The sequence below is a fragment of the Haladaptatus sp. AB643 genome, assembly GCF_024136975.1.
Taxonomy (GTDB): domain Archaea; phylum Halobacteriota; class Halobacteria; order Halobacteriales; family Haladaptataceae; genus Haladaptatus.
Genome location: NZ_JAMYJW010000004.1, coordinates 224,531 through 239,256, shown reverse-complemented (window position 1 = coordinate 239,256; position 14,726 = coordinate 224,531). Strand labels below are relative to the sequence as shown.

Genomic DNA, 14,726 nt, shown 5'->3' with positions numbered 1-14,726 from the left:
TCGCGTCCGTATGGACGAGACTGCCGGAATCTACGCGCAGGAGTCGCCGTACTTGGAGCGATTCGTTCAGGTCGGCGTCGCCAGCGGGCGCGTGTTGCGCGTGACGTTTCCGAACGAGGCGGAGGACGACGCACTTCCCGAACACGCCGTACTCGACCGAATCATGGCGTATCTGGAAGGTGTCGAGGACGACTTCTCGGACGTACAGGTCGCACTGACCGTTCCGACCGACCAGCGCGGCGTGTTGGAGGCCGTGCGAAACATCCCTTACGGCGACCAGGTGAACGTCGAAACGGTCGCCCGGATGACTTCCGGTATCGACCACACGGAGGAGGCCGATTTGGAACTCGTCAGGACCGCACTCGACGCGAACCCCGCGCCGATTCTGGTGCCCGACCATCGCGTCCGCGACGGTCCGAGCGCCGCACCGCCGGACGTCGAACAGAAGCTACGTTCGCTGGAAGGGCTCTGAGGACGTCTCCCGCAGGCGAGACGCGTACAGCAGGGCACCTGACCCCTCCAGAATCTCGGCTATCCCTTCTCCCGCCATCGGATTCGAGGCGAGGAGGGCGTACCCGTTCAGCAGTCCGCCGCCGATCAGTAGCGTCACCGTAAGCATCGACCGCGGGGTCGTCCCGTAGTGGCGAAACGTCGCGTAACCGAAAACGATCCAAAGGGTGGAAAACACGAGATGACCGATGAACCCGGCCGTTCCGTTGTTCGTTACCATCCCGTACCCTTCGAGAACTAGCTGCACCACGAGCAGCACCATCAGGAGGGTTATTTCCCACCGTTCTCCGCCCTTCGACCAATCCATTGAATGGTTGCCGTTTCTCGACGGCTCACTTTAACGTCCCGACCACGGATGACTTTTTGTGGCTCCCGAACGTATCTCCCAGCATGTACGTCCGGGATGCCAAAAACCGTGAGGAGGTCTGGTTGCTCGATAATATCGAGGCAATGGGACTCGACGGGACCGCCTTCCGATCCCGGGATTACGTCGTCGTCGTGGATGAAACGTCGGGCGAAAAAGCCGGGTTCGGGCGGGTTCGAATTCACAAGCCCGAGGATGCCCCCGAAATCTGTGAGCTGACGAGCATCGGCGTGGTCGAATCGTGGCGGGGGCAGGGCGTCGGTGCACACGTCATCGAACGCCTCATCGACAAGGCGAGCGACGACGGTTTCGAACGGGTGTACGCGCTCGTCGGCGTGCCCGAGTACCTCGCCCAGTTCGGATTCGAGCACATCGATACCGAAGAACTACCGCCGGACCTTCGCCACCGCCTCGGCACGAAACGCGAAACCATCGAAACCGACGCGATGCCGATGGTGCTCGACATCGGCTCCTTCGAGGTGCCTCCACACCTGCGCGAACAATTCAAAGAGGCCGGGCCGCACGACGCGGCGGAAGAACCGGTCGAGGATGTCGATGAGATGGCCGAGGAGTTCGGTATCGACCCCGACGAGGCGACATACAAGTACGACACCAGACGGTAGCGGTCGCTTCGATTCCTCGAAAGTAAAAGATCGTCCGGCAGTCGCCGGGAGTCTACGCTTTTCGCGCGAAGACGAGATAGCCGGTGTGCCCGACGGGACTCGTAGACGGGCGCGTGCCGCGCTCGTCGAAGTCCATCTCGCGTTGGATGGTTTCCATCGTTCGGACGTTCTCCAAGCCCACCTCGCGTGCGGCCAGTTCGGTCTCCCGGGCGCTCTCCACGAACGGCGCGTAAACGCCGAGCGATCCGCCGTCCGCGAGCAGGTCGGGCGCGTGTGCGACGACCTCCGCCGCGTCCGGGGTGTCGAGGGTGAGGACGTCGAACTCGCCGAGGTCGTCGAGGTTCTCGGTGATGTCGCCCGTCCGAACGTCCACCGACTCGGCCACGTCGGCCATCTCGATGTTGTCGCGGGCCACCTCGGCGAAGTCGGCCTTCCGCTCGAAGGTGACGACCTCCGCGCCGATTCGGCCGAGGTAACCGGCGAGAACGCCGGTTCCGGTCCCTGCATCGAGCACTCGGTCGCCCGCGGAGACACCCGTCTCCCCGACGACGAGGCCGATATCCCGCGGGAGCATCGGTGCGCCGGTTCGATCGAAGTGGTGGAACAGGTCCGGGCCGCGAAGTCGCCGCACCGTGAACTCCTCGTCCAAGTGGGTGGCGAGGACGTCTCCGGGTTCGACGTCCTCGGGAACGGTGAGGACGCCGAGGTCGGTCTGGAGTTCCTCGCCAGGGTCGCGTAGATACTCGCGGTCGCCGTGAACGAGTAAAACCGTCACTTCAGTCGGTTTACCGCCGCCGCGAGGTCGCCGTTCTCCGCTTCCAGCGCCTCGCGGGCCTCGTCTTCCGTCGCGCCCGACTGCTGGACGACGATTTCCACGTCGGAGTCCGGAATCTCTTCGGCACCGCCGGATCCGGATTCGACCGCACCGGCCGTTTCGGACGAACCGGACGCTTCGCGCGTCTCGGCGTCGCCGACGATTTGGTACGTGTGCTGTCCGCGAGCATCCATCCGCGTGACGTCCGGACTGTCGAAAACCAGTTCCTCGCCGTCCGCTGTGCGGATGATCACTTCTTCGGCATCGATGTCGTCCACATCGATACCCATCTGCTTCATCATCTGTTGCATCTTGCGTGGGTCGAGCCCACCGCCGCCGCCGCCTCCTCCAAACATACTCGAACCGTCGGAACGAAGAGGCAAAAACGTGACGCAAACGGTCCGCTCACTCGTCTTCGTTCCCGGAACGAGCAATGCGTGAAAATCTATTTTGCGAGTGGCCGTCGGACGTCGCTTTTCGATTACTCGCCCGCGCCGTCCCGAACCTTCACGGCCATTCCGCTGTCGAAATCGAACATCGCGTCGGCGTCGAGTTCCGCACGGCCGACGGCGAGCAGGTCGCCGTTTTCGTGCGTTACGAGCACTTCGTCACCGGAGCGAACGTCGGAATCGACGTCGGCGACGAACTTGGCGAAGACGTTCTTGCCGTCGCGGACGAACGGTTCGCTCTCGTCGCCGACGATGACGCGACCATCAGGCGCGTCGAGCGCGTCGGCGATGCGGTGTCCCCCCGCGAGACCCAGGGTGAAACGCCCGTCGGTGGCGTAGGTGACGAGTCGGCGTCCGTCGGCGTGAACCTGTTGGGGTCGCCCGGACGACGAGTGGCGAACTTCGAGGTCCTCTTCCGGTGGGAACAACGCGGTACCGGCACCCGCGCCGAACTGATAGTCCGCCGTCGTGCGAAGTGCGGGCAAATCCTCTGTCATTGCGCCGGATTTCGCGCGAGGGGGTGAAAGCCCTTCGACACGCGGCCGCAACCTTTGTTATATGGTGACGAATACCATGCTGGCTATCGATTTGAGGACGATTTATTAGGTGTCAGTCCCAAAGCGGCAGTATGAACACGAAAGAAATGCTGGGAATCGCACTCCTCCTCATCGGGTGTGTCGTGATCTTCGGCGTCATTTCGATGATCGGCACCTTCGTCGGGAACGCGCTCGCGGCACTCGCCACGGTCGCACTCGCTGCCGGTGCGCTGCTGTACGGGACGGGCGAAGAAGGCCGTCCGGTCTAAAGCAGGAACGTCTCGGTTCGTTCGCTCAAGTCGATAAAGCTGTCTGCCGCCTCGATGAGTTCTTCGGCGGACGATTCTTGGAACCCCATCACTTCCACGCGCACTCCCTCGTGACGGAGGTGTGTGGCGAGCTGTGCGAAGTCGCCGTCGCCGGTACAGAGAACGACGGTATCCACTTTCGGGGCGAGCGTGATCGCATCGAGACAGATCCCGACGTCCCAGTCGGCTTTCTTCGACCCGTCGCCGAACGTCTTTATCGCCTTGATCTTCGCCTCGAACCCTATTTCGGTGAGTGCGTCGAAAAAGCGATCCTCGTCCGGGCTATCGGCCTGAATGACATAGGCGATGGCACGCGTTAGCTCCCGTTCCTGTGTCGCTTTCGAGAGGAGAGAGGAGTAATCTATATTTCGGCTGTAGACGCTTTGAGCAGTGTGATAGAGGTTTTGCGCGTCAGCTAACACCGTGACGCGCTGAGAGGGATGTATCTCCGTCATACGTTAGTGTGATAACTACTGGCATAAAGAAGTTGCTTGTCCGATACTGTCACGATGTCGGTGTCTTGTGCCACGTAAGCGTCATCGAATCCGGGTCCAACATGTAATACCGTTCCCACGTCGGCGCGACGCTGACCACCCGTGTATCGCCGATCGTCGTCTCCGCGTGTTGGTGGTGATGCCCGATGAGACAGAGGTCGGGCGACAGCGCCTCCAGCAGATCGTCGATGTGCGAGCAGCCGACGTCGTAATCCTCGGCGACCGGCAGACCGTGTGGTGCCTCGTGGGTCATCAGTACGTCCACGGAGCCGAGTTCCATCGCTTGCTCTACGTCCTCGTACGTGAAGTGGCGACGGCGTTCGCCGACGAGGTTCGCACGCGGGCGGTCGTACTGTGTCGGCGCGAAGTTACCCGACAGCCCGGCGATTCGGAGGCCATCGAGTTCGACGGCGGTGCTGGCGAGGAGATGTGCGTTTCTCACGCGTGAGTTGGAGACCAATCCGTTTCGCAGTGCTTCGATGACGTCGAAATCCTCGTTGTTGCCGCCGATGAACCACGTCGGTGCGGGCAGATCGTAGAACATCAGGTCACCTAACTGCAGAGTTACGTCTGGGTCTGCCTCGCGGTAGGCCGCAAAGAGCGCGCGACGGTGGGCGTGTTCGTCGGCGTGAGCGTCTCCGAGGACGAGCATCTCCGAAAAATATGTACGGAGGTGTGATAAGACCGACGGATCGTATTCTCACGACGTTACAGTTCGTGTCATCCGGTTGCGACGAGCGTGATGGTCGCAAAGACGACGAGTCCGACACCGTAGAAGAGGAGTTTGATGTCGTTCGCCAACGCCGTCGGTCGGTCATCAGCAGGGTCTGCGATGGTACTTTGGAGACCGATCGACTGTGCGTTCGTCACCGCCGTTCCCATCCGGATCTTTTTGGTGCCGCCGAGTGCGAACACCAAGCTGGCAAGTCCGAGTCCGAACAGGCCGATGAGAACGAGCGGCGACCTCGTGAGGGCGAACACGACCACGACCGTCAGTCCAGCATAGACGAGCGTGTAGCGCAGGCCACAACGCCGCACGAGCGACCAGTTCATACCCGATCAATGATGTCAGTATATATAATAATTCGTCCGCGGTGATATCCCACCCTACTCGGATTCGCAGACTCTGCCGTCGGCGCAAGGCATAAGTTCTCACGCCACACCCAATTGGATATGCCACATGCTGGTGCGCTCACTACGTTCGTTTACGAGCGGATGAGCACCGGCGTCGTCGGAAAACGCACAAAACGCGCGGCATGAGGTTCGTGGCGGGCGTGGCACCCCCGTTTCGAGCCATCCTCGTTTTGCACCGCGCGCTAACCGATTTCCGACACACACCGATGACAGACACAGACACACCGTTTCGCGGGGTCTATCCCGCGATGACAACGCCCTTCCAGGGCGAAAGCATAGATCACGAACTCCTCTACAACGACGCCCAGCGCCTCGAACGCGCCGGAGTCGACGGCCTCGTTCCGGTCGGTTCGACCGGCGAGAGCGCGACCCTGAGCCACGACGAACACGTCGAGGCCGTGGAGACCGTCGTGGACGCCGTCGACATCCCCGTCATCGCTGGCGCGGGGAGCAACGCGACGCACGAAGCCCTCGAACTGGCGGGGCGCTCCGCGGACGCCGGGGCGGACGGACTCCTTCTCATCTCTCCGTACTACAACAAGCCCGAACCGGCGGGGATGGAAGCGCACTACCGAACGATCGCGGACGAGGTCGACCTCCCGCAGATCGTCTACAACGTCCCGTCCCGAACCGGACGCAACATCGCGGTCGAGACGACCGTTTCGCTGGCCGAACACGAGAACATCGTGGGGTACAAAGCCGCGAGCGGCGACCTCGGCCAGATCAGCGAAATCATCGAACGAACTCAGGACGAGGCGTTCGCGGTCCTCTCCGGCGACGACGCCCTGACGCTCCCGGTGCTTTCCATCGGTGGAGCGGGAACCATCAGCGTCGCGGCGAACATCGAACCCGAACGGACCTGTGAACTGGTCGAGTCGGCGCTTTCGGGCGACTACGGTCGATCACAGGAGCTCCAGTACGAACTCGGACCGCTGTTCCGCACCTTGTTCTCCGAGACGAACCCGATTCCGGTGAAGGCCGCGATGGAACACCGCGGCTACGGACCGGGCGAACTGCGACTCCCGCTGTCCGAGATATCCCCCGACAACCGTGCGGAACTCGCGGCGATACTCGACGAACTGGAGGAAACCGCATGACGCGGGTGCTCGTTTTGGGTGCGACGGGACGAATGGGCCGTTCCGTCATCGCGGAAGCGAGCGCTCGCGACGACGTGCACGTCGTCGCTGGCGTGGGCCGTGAATCCGGCGAAATCGACGGGGTTCCGGTGGAACCGGCCGACGCACTCGGGAGCGTGCTTTCGGAGTACGATCCCGACGTACTGATCGACTTTTCGGTACCCGACGCGAGCGTCGAGTTCGTGACGGAATGTGCCGACGCGGGCGTACCCTGCGTCGTCGGCACGACCGGGTTCACGGAGGACGACGAAGTCGCCCTCCGCGAAGCGAGCGAACACGCGCCCGTCCTCGTGGCGAGCAACTTCTCGCGCGGCGTGCAAGCACTGCTCCGCGCCGTCGAAGGGGCCGTCAGCGACTTGCCCGGTTACGACGTGGAACTGACCGAAACCCACCACAACGGCAAGCGGGACGCACCGAGCGGGACGGCGAAGACGGTCCTCGACCGTATCACCGCCGCTGGCGGTCCCGAGGAGCGGGTTCACGGACGCGAGGGAGACGCCCCGCGTCAGGAGAACGAAATCGGTGTCCACGCCCGACGAGCGGGCGGGATTGCGGGCGAACACGAGGTGCTGCTGGCGAACGACCACGAGGAACTGCGACTCGCCCATCGGGCGGCCGACAGGGCCGTGTTCGCCGATGGCGCACTCGATGCAGCGGTATGGCTGGCCGGGCGAACGCCCGGCTGGTACGGATTTGACGAGGTAATTACGGCATGAGCCGAAGCGACTTAGAACACGACGTACGGGAACTGTGGCAACGATACGACTCCGGCGAGATCGACGCGGACGGTGTCGGAGCGAACGAACTGGAAGTCCTCGAAACCTTCCTCGACACGCTCGAAGCGGGCGAGGTTCGCGCCGCCGAAAAGCGCGACGGGGAGTGGGAAGCGAACGAGTGGGTCAAACACGGCATTTTACTGAACTTCGGCCTGCGAAACATCGAAGGCCGGGAATACGGCGATGTGACGTACCACGACGTGCTTCCGCTCCGCGAGACGGACGACCTTCCCGGGAGAGGAACCCGGAACACGCCGGACGGAACCGTCCTCCGACGGGGCGCACACGTCGGGTCGAACTGCATCCTGATGAGCCCGAGTTTCGTCAATATCGGCGTCTCCATCGGCGACGGGACGCTCGTGGACTCCTGTGATACGGTCGGTTCCTGTGCACAGATCGGCGAGAACGTCAAGCTCGGCGCGAACGCGCTCATCGGCGGCGTCCTCGAACCCGTCGAGGGAACGCCGGTCATCGTCGAGGACGACGTAAGCCTCGGCGCTGGCTGTCGCGTCACGTCCGGGTTCGTCGTCGGTGAGGGTAGTATCGTCGCGGAAAACACGCTTCTCACGCCACGAATCCCCGTCTACGACCTCGTGGACGAGGAGGTCATCTACGGCCACCTTCCACCGAACCGCCGCGCATTCACCCGATTCGTCGAATCCGGCCTCGGCGATCACGACCTGTTCGACGGCGGGGCGTACAAGCCCGCGGTCGTCGCCCTCGACGTGGAGGACGATACGCTCGCACAGGTCGAGCGTGAGGAGGCCCTTCGATGACTCCTGCACTCGAGAGCGACAATCCGCCGGTACGGCGACTCGCCGACTGGTCGGACGCCCGACTCGAAGCGCTCGCGGACGAACACGGAACGCCGCTGTACGTCATCGACTGTCAGCGTGTCCGCCAGAACTACCGACGGCTCTCCCGCGCGTTCCCGGACGCGGACGTTCACTTCGCCGCGAAGGCCAACACCTCGAAGGCGGTGCTCGAAACGCTCGAAGCCGAAGACGCGAGCATCGAATGCGCGTCAGCGGGCGAGACCGTCCGGGCCTTCGATGCCGGTTTTTCCGGCGAGCGTGTCCACTACACCGCCGTCAATCCACCCGGGGGGGACCTCGACAGGGTCGTCGAACTGGCCGCCGAACAGCAGGACTTGACGATCACGGTCGGTGCAGAGGATACCATCGACCGACTGGCCGAGCGCGGCTACGACGGGCGACTCTGTCTCCGCGTCAACCCCGGCGTCGGTGCAGGCCACCACGAGAAGGTACGAACCGGCGCGGACGCGAAGTTCGGCGTCCCGTACGACCGGGCCGCCCCACTCCTCGAATCCGCTGCTGACGATTTCGACGTGGTCGGCATCCACGCTCACGCCGGAAGCGGCATCTCGGGCGACGACCTCGGCAACCACCGGGAACTCGTCTCGCGGATGGGAGAACTGGCGCGAACCATCGACCTGCCGCTCGAATTCGTTGACGTCGGCGGCGGATTCGGCGTTCCGTACCATCCCGACGACTCGCCGCTCGACCTCGATTCCGTGGCGGCGGCGACGCGCGACGCACTCGGTGACGTGGACGCCACGCTCGTCGTGGAACCCGGTCGCTACCTCGTCGCCGACGCGGGCGTCCTCCTGACGGCGGTGAACACCGTCAAGGAAACGCCGGAAACCACGCTCGTCGGCATCGACGCGGGGATGACCACGCTCGCTCGCCCCGCACTGTACGATTCGTACCATCACATCAGGTCCGTCGGGGAGGACGGCCACCCCGTCGAATCGACCGTCGCCGGTCCGATCTGTGAGAGTTCGGACACATTCGGCACCCACATGCTCGACGACCCGACGCGCGGCGACGTGCTCGCGATCGGTAACGCTGGAGCGTACGGCTACGAGATGGCGAGCCAGTACAACTCCCGACCACGCCCGGCGGTCGTCGTCGTGGACGGCGACCGGACCGCGGTCGCCCATCGACGCGAAACCATCGCGGACGTTACCGCGACCGAGACGGAGGTGACGTGGGAATGAACCTCTCGTTCGAGAAGTACCACGGAACCGGCAACGACTTCGTCATCGTGAACGAGAACGCGTGTGTTCCTCACCGAGCACGGTTCGCCCGTAGCGTCTGTGACCGGGCGGAGGGAATCGGCGCGGACGGTGTCCTCTTTCTGTCGCTCGAACCGAACTTCCGCCCGCCGCGAGTCATCATGACGCTCGTCCAACCCGACGGAAGCACGGCCGAGATGTGCGGCAACGGCGCTCGCTGTGCCGCCGTCTGGGCTGCCAAGCAGGCGAACGCGGACGAAGTGATGATAGACACCCTCGCCGGGACGCGCCACGCAACCATTCACGACGGTGGCGCGACCATCGAGATGGGTGCGCCGAAATTCGACCCGAACGCCGTTCCGCTCGCGGGGGACGAACCGCTCGTCGAGTCGCGCGTCGGCGACTACGACGTAACGGCGGTGAACACCGGCGTTCCACACGCCGTCGCGTTCGTGGACGACGTGAACGACGTGAACCTCGAACACGATGCGCCGCCGATTCGGCACGCGGACGTGTTCCCACGCGGTGCGAACGTGACCTTCGCTTCACGTTGCGAGGGTGGGTTCGACCAGCGGACGTTCGAACGCGGTGTCGAAGGCGAAACTCAGTCCTGTGGAACCGGCGCGGTCGCTATCGCGGCCGCTGCCCGCCGTCTCGGACTCGTGGACGGCGACCAGGTATCGGTGTCGCCGCCGGGTGGCGACCTCGAAGTGACAGTCGGCGACCGAACCGCGACGCTCACCGGACCGGTCGAGCGCGAGTTCGGTGGCGACATGCACGTCTCGAACGCGGGACGCCTCGATTTGGAGGCGTGATTCGATGAGCGCGGACGACTTCGATCCGATTTCGTTCCTCGAATCGGCGGTACGGACGCCGTCGCACGAATCGCCCGACGAGATGCGGACGCTGCTCGTCGAAACCCTCGAAGCGGCGGGCGTCGATGTGTCCGTCGACGACGCCGGAAACGTCCTCGCCGAGCGCGTCGGGGAGGGGGACGGCCCACACGTCGTGTTGAACACGCACATCGACACCGTCCCGCCGCACGTTCCGTTTTCGCGTGACGGCGACCGAATTTTCGGGCGGGGGTCGTGTGACGCGAAGGGGCCGCTTGCGGTGCTTCTCGACGCGTTTCTGACCGTCGAACCGGAGTGCGGTCGGCTGACGCTCGCCGTAACGCCGGACGAGGAAACCGACTCGACCGGTGCGGCCGCGCTCGAACTGCTCTCGGACGAAGCGCTATCGCCCCCCGACGCTATCATCGTCGGTGAGCCGACCGGCCTCGACGTGTGCAACGCCGCACGGGGTCGGTTTCAGGGGACGGTCTCCGTGTACGGGGAGAACGCCCACGCCGCACATCCCGAGGCCGGTGTCAATGCGATTCGCGGGGCCGCCCCGATCTTGTCGGCACTTTCCACGTTCGATACGGACGAGGTGCATCCCGACCTCGGTGCACCGACGCTCACTCCGACAACGATTACCGGCGGAGCGGCGACGAACCAGATCCCGGCCGATTGCTCGTTCGTCATCGACCGACGCAGCGTCCCGCCGGAAGGCGCGGACGAGTTTCGGGAATCGCTCGAAGCCCATCTTCGGACGGCGGCATCCGAATCCGTCACGGTGGACGTTTCGCTGGCGGAACGGGAAACGCCGTTTCTCGAAGCCTTCGAGACCCCTGCCGATTCGACGCTCGTTCGGACCCTTCGAGAGGCGAGCGGCGGCGAGGTACGGCCGTTCGGGGCGGCCACTGAAGCGTCCTATTTCGCGCAAGCCGCGCCGACGGTCGTGTTCGGACCGGGCGTGTTGTCCGACGACGAGGGTGCAGTAGCACACGCCCCGGGCGAGTACGTGGATGTCGACGAGGTGACCGCGGCCGCGAGCGCAGTAACCCGGACGCTTCGGACGCTCGTCCAGTAGTTTTAGTTTTGTCCTCTCGTCCGCGAGTCGGAATACTGTTGGCACTGTCGTCCCATCGATTGCGAGCAGTCGCTTCGAGTGGATCGATTCGGGAGGCGGTCGGTCGAAGAGGACTACCGGTTGCCGTGTGACGACCGATTTCCGTGATGGCGTCGATGTTCGACGCGATGAATCGCGTCGCTCGTCGATGGGAGCGATGGACGAGATGAACACGATGAACGCGATGAGGACGAGTATCGACGCAACAGGTTCGGGCGTCACGCCATGGGGTGGTTTCGTGTTCGTATTTGAACCTACGGGCGGTCCGCGGACGTTACCTGTCCACTTCCCTCGTCTCCCTTTCAGCCCGAAAGTACGCACCGAGGTACCCGCCCAGTGCGCTCAATCCCACGGTGTACAGTAGCGCAATCACGCCGAACAGCAAGAGGATCACGAGGAATCCACCGGGCATGGATCCGAAGAGGAGGATACTGACCACGAAGAATCCGAAAAGTGCCATCGGAACCGTGGCGATCGCACCCGAGATGGCACCGATTCGGATGCCCTCGTCGGTTGGTACATCGCTGAGATACGCCGCCACGGCACCGCCGATGATCGGCGATAGCGGGACGAACGAGACGACGATGGTGACGACGGCACCGATGAGCGAGTTGACGAACGTGTTGTTGGAGGACATGTGTGTAGTATTTGTTTCGGTAAAAAACGGTGCGTGTACTCTCAACCGAAGAAGACGTCCACCACGTCGCTTCCGCGATTGCGGACGTCTTTGTACAGTTCCGAGTAGCCACAGTTGTCACACGAGACGACGGTGAACTTCTTCGTCTGGATGTCGAACATCTTGCTCAGTCCGCCACCGGTGGTCGAGATGGAGTCCGTGGAGGCTTCGGTGTGACCGCATTTCGGGCAGCCAGAGGTATCGTGTGTATCGGGGTCCATACAGCGGGGAGTGTGTAGCGAGTCACTAAATACTTCGTGGTCGATACGTCACTGAAACTTATTACTCCTCGATTCACATCGACTACTATGGGTACTAACCATTCCACGTACGGAAACAAACCGAACACCGCTCCGCTCGGGATCAAGATTCTGTGTTTTCTGAGCGTAATTGTCGGTGTTCTGAGTCTCATTGGCGGGCTTGGGACGCTACTGACGGGTGGTTTTGGATTCATCATCGGACTCGTCATCATCGTCCTCGCCATCGGTCAGATCGTCGTTGCGTGGGGGCTATGGACGCTCCAATCGTGGGCGTGGACGCTCACGATCATCGTGTACGGACTCCGAATCGTGGGCGACCTGTTCCAGTTGCTCGTGGGTGACTTTAGCGCCATCATCAGCCTCGTCGTCGGTATCCTGATATTGGCGTACATCTACAGCAAGCGCGATTATTACAAGTAATCGAGACGGAGCGTGCTCAGTTCTCGCTCCCTTTCGTCTCTCCCGTTCCTTCCGCTCGCTCCTTCACGCCGCAGAGCATCTTTCGCTCCATGACGAAGTGTGCCGGTTCCCAGAACAGGTAGTCGGTTATCTTGCCTCGAACGGTTTCCTTCCCCTGCGTTCGCATCCGAACGATGAATCGTGTCGTCCCGTCGTTCATCGGCCGGAGGACGAACGCCCATGTCCATCGCGGTTCAGGTCCCGGCGGTCGGAGCACCAGTGCCCGCTCGGCGTCGAGAACCGCCACTTCGGGAGCCGATTCGGGGGTCTGCACCGAATACTCCTCGGGTGCGAGTCGAACGGTATCGCCGACGTGGAGGTCCTGTTGTTCGGGGAGAATTCGGTCGGCGTTGTGAATGTCCGCGCCGACGAGGTTTTCGAGCCAATCGTAGCTGTAGAACCCGGCGCGGCCCTGCCCGATTTGGACGAGCCACGGCCAAACGGTCTCGGCCGGAGCATCGATGGTGATGGCGTGGGTGACCTGCGACTCGGGTGTTCGAAGGATGTCGTCACCGGGAAGAGTCATATCGACCTCCTCGTCGGTTGTGCCCCAACGCAGGTGCCACGGCCGAACGAACAACCAGTACACGATCGTTACGACTGCGATGAGCGATGCGATGATGGAACGTCGTTCGTACTTCGAGGGCATGCAACCGGTAACGACGGACGAAAAGGAAACCGTTCGGGCTGGTTCGACGCGTTCAGTCGATGTCGGCGACGAGGTCGTCGGCGATGCCGGTGTATCCCGCGGGCGTCAGGGCGTGCAGTTCCTCGCGCACGTCCTCGTCCACGTCCAACTCGTCGAAGAGGTCGCGGAAGTCGTCAAGGGTGACGCGCTTGCCGCGGGTGAGGGCTTTGACGCGCTCGTAGGCGTCGCCATGGCCCTCCCTGCGGAGGATGGTCTGGACGGCTTCGCCGATGATTTCTGGCGTGGCTTCGAGTTCCTCGCGCATGACCTCCTCGTTGGGGACGACCTTGCCGAGGCCGTCCTGTGCCTTAGTGTAGCCGAGCAGGCAGTAGGCGAACGCGGCCCCGATGTTGCGCTTGACGGTCGAATCTGAGAGGTCGCGCTGGAGTCGAGAGGTGGTGATGTAGTCGCCGAGGAACGTCAGGTCGGAGTTAGCTTTCGAGAGGTTTCCCTCCGAGTTCTCGAAGTCGATGGGGTTGACCTTGTGCGGCATGGTCGAACTGCCGGTTTCGCTCGCGGTGGACAGTTGACCGAGGTAGCGGTCGCTGACGTAGAGCCAGATGTCGCGGTCCATGTCGAGGAGGACGGTGTTGGCCCGGCCGAGCGCGTCGAACAGCGCCGCGAGGTCGTCGCACGGGTTGACCTGCGTGGCGAGCGCGGTGTGGTCGAGTCCGAGGTTCGTCACGAACTCGCGGGAGAACTCTTGCCAGTCCACGTCGGGGTACGCCGCGACGTGGGCCGCGTAGGTGCCGCTCGCGCCCGCGAGCTTTCCGGAGAGCGATTCGGCCGCGCGCTCGATTTCGCCGACAGCTTTGCCGAGTCGGGCAGCGTAGACGGCCATCTCCTTGCCGAACGTCGTCGGCGTCGCGGGTTGGCCGTGGGTCCGCGCGAGCATGGGCACGTCGCGGTACTCGCGGGCCATGTCGGCCAGTTCGTCGCGGACGGCGGCGAGTTCGGGGAGCAGGACCTCCTCGACGGCGGGTTTAGCGAGCAGTCGGTGGGCGAGGTTGTTCACGTCCTCGCTGGTCAGCGCGAAGTGGATCCACGACCCGAGGTCCAATCCATCCGGAAGCGAGCGCCGAACGAAGTACTCGACCGCCTTCACGTCGTGGTTCGTCGCGGGGTAGTCCTCGTAGCCCTCGGTTTCGAGCGCTTTGACGATCCCGGCGTCCTCCTCGTCGAACTCCTCGTAGACGGTGCGGAGTTCCTCGCGGTCGTCCGCCGCGACCTCGAACGGCGTCACGTCGAGGTCGGACAGCGCGATGAGATACTCGATTTCGACTCGCACGCGGGCACGCATGAGTGCGGCCTCGCTCGCGTACTCGCGGAGCGGCGCGGTTCGACCCGCGTAGCGCCCGTCTATCGGTGAGACGGCATAAAGGGAATCCATACCTGTGCCTGCCGTTCGGTTCGGCAAAAGCGTGTCGGTCCGGTGACGCACAAGTGTGCATACAAAACGGAAAAATAACGAATGCACTGTGAAATATATACACGAAGTTGCACAGAAT

At 63.2% G+C, this 14,726-nt stretch carries 21 protein-coding genes; 10 read left to right on the top strand and 11 right to left on the bottom strand.

The window, feature by feature from the left end; translation table 11 throughout:
• Positions 1-10 precede the first annotated feature (10 nt).
• Positions 11-472, top strand: coding sequence for an MGMT family protein (locus NKF25_RS10505; RefSeq protein WP_253226627.1), 462 nt, complete (start codon positions 11-13; stop codon positions 470-472).
• Here NKF25_RS10505 and NKF25_RS10500 read toward each other — a convergent pair.
• Positions 449-817, bottom strand: a complete 369-nt coding sequence (locus NKF25_RS10500; RefSeq protein ID WP_253226626.1) for a hypothetical protein — start codon at positions 815-817, stop codon at positions 449-451. The genes NKF25_RS10505 and NKF25_RS10500 overlap by 24 nt on opposite strands.
• 83 nt (positions 818-900) lie before the next feature.
• Between NKF25_RS10500 and NKF25_RS10495 the strand changes: the two genes are divergently transcribed.
• Positions 901-1,497, top strand: coding sequence for a GNAT family N-acetyltransferase (locus NKF25_RS10495; protein ID WP_253226625.1), 597 nt, complete (start codon positions 901-903; stop codon positions 1,495-1,497).
• 52 nt (positions 1,498-1,549) lie between these two features.
• On the opposite strand, the gene NKF25_RS10490 is transcribed toward NKF25_RS10495, so the two are convergent.
• From NKF25_RS10490 to NKF25_RS10480, 3 genes are all read right to left on the bottom strand, one after another.
• Positions 1,550-2,272: a methyltransferase domain-containing protein gene (locus tag NKF25_RS10490; protein ID WP_253226624.1), complete on the bottom strand. Its 723-nt coding sequence runs from the start codon at positions 2,270-2,272 to the stop codon at positions 1,550-1,552.
• On the bottom strand, positions 2,269-2,667 hold the full coding sequence (locus NKF25_RS10485) for a nascent polypeptide-associated complex protein (protein ID WP_253226623.1): 399 nt from the start codon (positions 2,665-2,667) through the stop codon (positions 2,269-2,271). The genes NKF25_RS10490 and NKF25_RS10485 overlap by 4 nt, the downstream gene beginning before the upstream one ends.
• Before the next feature lie 125 nt (positions 2,668-2,792).
• Entirely contained in the window at positions 2,793-3,257 is a 465-nt protein-coding gene (locus NKF25_RS10480) for a PUA domain-containing protein (RefSeq protein ID WP_253226622.1), read from the bottom strand.
• Positions 3,258-3,388: 131 nt separating this feature from the next.
• On the opposite strand from NKF25_RS10480, the gene NKF25_RS10475 reads away from it, so the two are divergent.
• Positions 3,389-3,565 carry a hypothetical protein gene (locus NKF25_RS10475; protein ID WP_253226621.1) on the top strand — a complete coding sequence of 59 codons (177 nt, stop codon included), beginning with the start codon at positions 3,389-3,391 and terminating at the stop codon, positions 3,563-3,565.
• On the opposite strand, the gene NKF25_RS10470 is transcribed toward NKF25_RS10475, so the two are convergent.
• From NKF25_RS10470 to NKF25_RS10460, 3 genes are all read right to left on the bottom strand, one after another.
• Positions 3,562-4,059, bottom strand: a complete 498-nt coding sequence (locus tag NKF25_RS10470) for an NYN domain-containing protein (protein ID WP_066144171.1) — start codon at positions 4,057-4,059, stop codon at positions 3,562-3,564. The two genes, NKF25_RS10475 and NKF25_RS10470, sit on opposite strands and share 4 nt — an antisense overlap.
• A 49-nt stretch (positions 4,060-4,108) precedes the next feature.
• The gene (locus tag NKF25_RS10465; protein WP_253226620.1) at positions 4,109-4,750 is read right to left on the bottom strand and encodes a metallophosphoesterase family protein; all 642 of its coding nucleotides are present in this window, start codon (positions 4,748-4,750) and stop codon (positions 4,109-4,111) included.
• A 68-nt stretch (positions 4,751-4,818) separates the two neighbouring features.
• On the bottom strand, positions 4,819-5,151 hold the full coding sequence (locus tag NKF25_RS10460) for a hypothetical protein (protein WP_253226619.1): 333 nt from the start codon (positions 5,149-5,151) through the stop codon (positions 4,819-4,821).
• Positions 5,152-5,438: 287 nt separating this feature from the next.
• On the opposite strand from NKF25_RS10460, the gene dapA reads away from it, so the two are divergent.
• From dapA to NKF25_RS10430, 6 genes are read left to right on the top strand one after another with little or no spacing between them, the layout of a single operon-like run.
• Positions 5,439-6,329, top strand: coding sequence for a 4-hydroxy-tetrahydrodipicolinate synthase (dapA, locus tag NKF25_RS10455; RefSeq protein WP_253226618.1), 891 nt, complete (start codon positions 5,439-5,441; stop codon positions 6,327-6,329).
• Complete coding sequence (dapB, locus tag NKF25_RS10450) at positions 6,326-7,084, top strand: 4-hydroxy-tetrahydrodipicolinate reductase (RefSeq protein WP_253226617.1); 759 nt, start codon at positions 6,326-6,328, stop codon at positions 7,082-7,084. The genes dapA and dapB overlap by 4 nt, the downstream gene beginning before the upstream one ends.
• Positions 7,081-7,920 carry a 2,3,4,5-tetrahydropyridine-2,6-dicarboxylate N-succinyltransferase gene (locus tag NKF25_RS10445; RefSeq protein ID WP_253226616.1) on the top strand — a complete coding sequence of 280 codons (840 nt, stop codon included), beginning with the start codon at positions 7,081-7,083 and terminating at the stop codon, positions 7,918-7,920. The genes dapB and NKF25_RS10445 overlap by 4 nt, the downstream gene beginning before the upstream one ends.
• On the top strand, positions 7,917-9,164 hold the full coding sequence (lysA, locus tag NKF25_RS10440; RefSeq protein WP_253226615.1) for a diaminopimelate decarboxylase: 1,248 nt from the start codon (positions 7,917-7,919) through the stop codon (positions 9,162-9,164). The genes NKF25_RS10445 and lysA overlap by 4 nt, the downstream gene beginning before the upstream one ends.
• Entirely contained in the window at positions 9,161-9,997 is an 837-nt protein-coding gene (gene dapF / locus NKF25_RS10435) for a diaminopimelate epimerase (RefSeq protein WP_253226614.1), read from the top strand. The genes lysA and dapF overlap by 4 nt, the downstream gene beginning before the upstream one ends.
• A gap of 4 nt (positions 9,998-10,001) precedes the next feature.
• Positions 10,002-11,096 carry a M20 family metallopeptidase gene (locus NKF25_RS10430; RefSeq protein ID WP_253226613.1) on the top strand — a complete coding sequence of 365 codons (1,095 nt, stop codon included), beginning with the start codon at positions 10,002-10,004 and terminating at the stop codon, positions 11,094-11,096.
• A gap of 313 nt (positions 11,097-11,409) precedes the next feature.
• Here NKF25_RS10430 and NKF25_RS10425 read toward each other — a convergent pair whose 3' ends face one another.
• Entirely contained in the window at positions 11,410-11,772 is a 363-nt protein-coding gene (locus NKF25_RS10425) for a DUF5518 domain-containing protein (protein WP_253226612.1), read from the bottom strand.
• A 41-nt stretch (positions 11,773-11,813) separates the two neighbouring features.
• Positions 11,814-12,032, bottom strand: a complete 219-nt coding sequence (locus NKF25_RS10420) for a zinc ribbon domain-containing protein (protein ID WP_253226611.1) — start codon at positions 12,030-12,032, stop codon at positions 11,814-11,816.
• An 87-nt stretch (positions 12,033-12,119) separates the two neighbouring features.
• Here NKF25_RS10420 and NKF25_RS10415 point away from each other — a divergent pair, with 87 nt between their 5' ends.
• On the top strand, positions 12,120-12,491 hold the full coding sequence (locus NKF25_RS10415) for a hypothetical protein (protein WP_253226610.1): 372 nt from the start codon (positions 12,120-12,122) through the stop codon (positions 12,489-12,491).
• Positions 12,492-12,507: 16 nt separating this feature from the next.
• On the opposite strand, the gene NKF25_RS10410 is transcribed toward NKF25_RS10415, so the two are convergent.
• Together NKF25_RS10410 and purB are read right to left on the bottom strand one after the other, a co-directional pair.
• Positions 12,508-13,179 (bottom strand): hypothetical protein, encoded by a 672-nt coding sequence (locus NKF25_RS10410; protein WP_253226609.1) that lies wholly within the window; start codon positions 13,177-13,179, stop codon positions 12,508-12,510.
• 52 nt (positions 13,180-13,231) lie between these two features.
• Complete coding sequence (purB, locus tag NKF25_RS10405; RefSeq protein ID WP_253226608.1) at positions 13,232-14,608, bottom strand: adenylosuccinate lyase; 1,377 nt, start codon at positions 14,606-14,608, stop codon at positions 13,232-13,234.
• Positions 14,609-14,726 lie beyond the last annotated feature (118 nt).

Coding starts and splice junctions, on each gene's coding strand:
- NKF25_RS10465 (WP_253226620.1), bottom strand. CDS start 4,750: ATGCTCGTCCTCGGAGACGCTCACGCCGACGAACACGCCCACCGTCGC.
- NKF25_RS10460 (WP_253226619.1), bottom strand. CDS start 5,151: ATGAACTGGTCGCTCGTGCGGCGTTGTGGCCTGCGCTACACGCTCGTC.
- purB (WP_253226608.1), bottom strand. CDS start 14,608: ATGGATTCCCTTTATGCCGTCTCACCGATAGACGGGCGCTACGCGGGT.
- NKF25_RS10430 (WP_253226613.1), top strand. CDS start 10,002: ATGAGCGCGGACGACTTCGATCCGATTTCGTTCCTCGAATCGGCGGTA.
- dapB (WP_253226617.1), top strand. CDS start 6,326: ATGACGCGGGTGCTCGTTTTGGGTGCGACGGGACGAATGGGCCGTTCC.
- NKF25_RS10420 (WP_253226611.1), bottom strand. CDS start 12,032: ATGGACCCCGATACACACGATACCTCTGGCTGCCCGAAATGCGGTCAC.
- NKF25_RS10425 (WP_253226612.1), bottom strand. CDS start 11,772: ATGTCCTCCAACAACACGTTCGTCAACTCGCTCATCGGTGCCGTCGTC.
- NKF25_RS10445 (WP_253226616.1), top strand. CDS start 7,081: ATGAGCCGAAGCGACTTAGAACACGACGTACGGGAACTGTGGCAACGA.
- NKF25_RS10485 (WP_253226623.1), bottom strand. CDS start 2,667: ATGTTTGGAGGAGGCGGCGGCGGCGGTGGGCTCGACCCACGCAAGATG.
- dapF (WP_253226614.1), top strand. CDS start 9,161: ATGAACCTCTCGTTCGAGAAGTACCACGGAACCGGCAACGACTTCGTC.
- NKF25_RS10480 (WP_253226622.1), bottom strand. CDS start 3,257: ATGACAGAGGATTTGCCCGCACTTCGCACGACGGCGGACTATCAGTTC.
- NKF25_RS10410 (WP_253226609.1), bottom strand. CDS start 13,179: ATGCCCTCGAAGTACGAACGACGTTCCATCATCGCATCGCTCATCGCA.
- NKF25_RS10470 (WP_066144171.1), bottom strand. CDS start 4,059: ATGACGGAGATACATCCCTCTCAGCGCGTCACGGTGTTAGCTGACGCG.
- NKF25_RS10500 (WP_253226626.1), bottom strand. CDS start 817: ATGGATTGGTCGAAGGGCGGAGAACGGTGGGAAATAACCCTCCTGATG.
- NKF25_RS10505 (WP_253226627.1), top strand. CDS start 11: ATGGACGAGACTGCCGGAATCTACGCGCAGGAGTCGCCGTACTTGGAG.
- lysA (WP_253226615.1), top strand. CDS start 7,917: ATGACTCCTGCACTCGAGAGCGACAATCCGCCGGTACGGCGACTCGCC.
- NKF25_RS10415 (WP_253226610.1), top strand. CDS start 12,120: ATGGGTACTAACCATTCCACGTACGGAAACAAACCGAACACCGCTCCG.
- NKF25_RS10495 (WP_253226625.1), top strand. CDS start 901: ATGTACGTCCGGGATGCCAAAAACCGTGAGGAGGTCTGGTTGCTCGAT.
- dapA (WP_253226618.1), top strand. CDS start 5,439: ATGACAGACACAGACACACCGTTTCGCGGGGTCTATCCCGCGATGACA.
- NKF25_RS10475 (WP_253226621.1), top strand. CDS start 3,389: ATGAACACGAAAGAAATGCTGGGAATCGCACTCCTCCTCATCGGGTGT.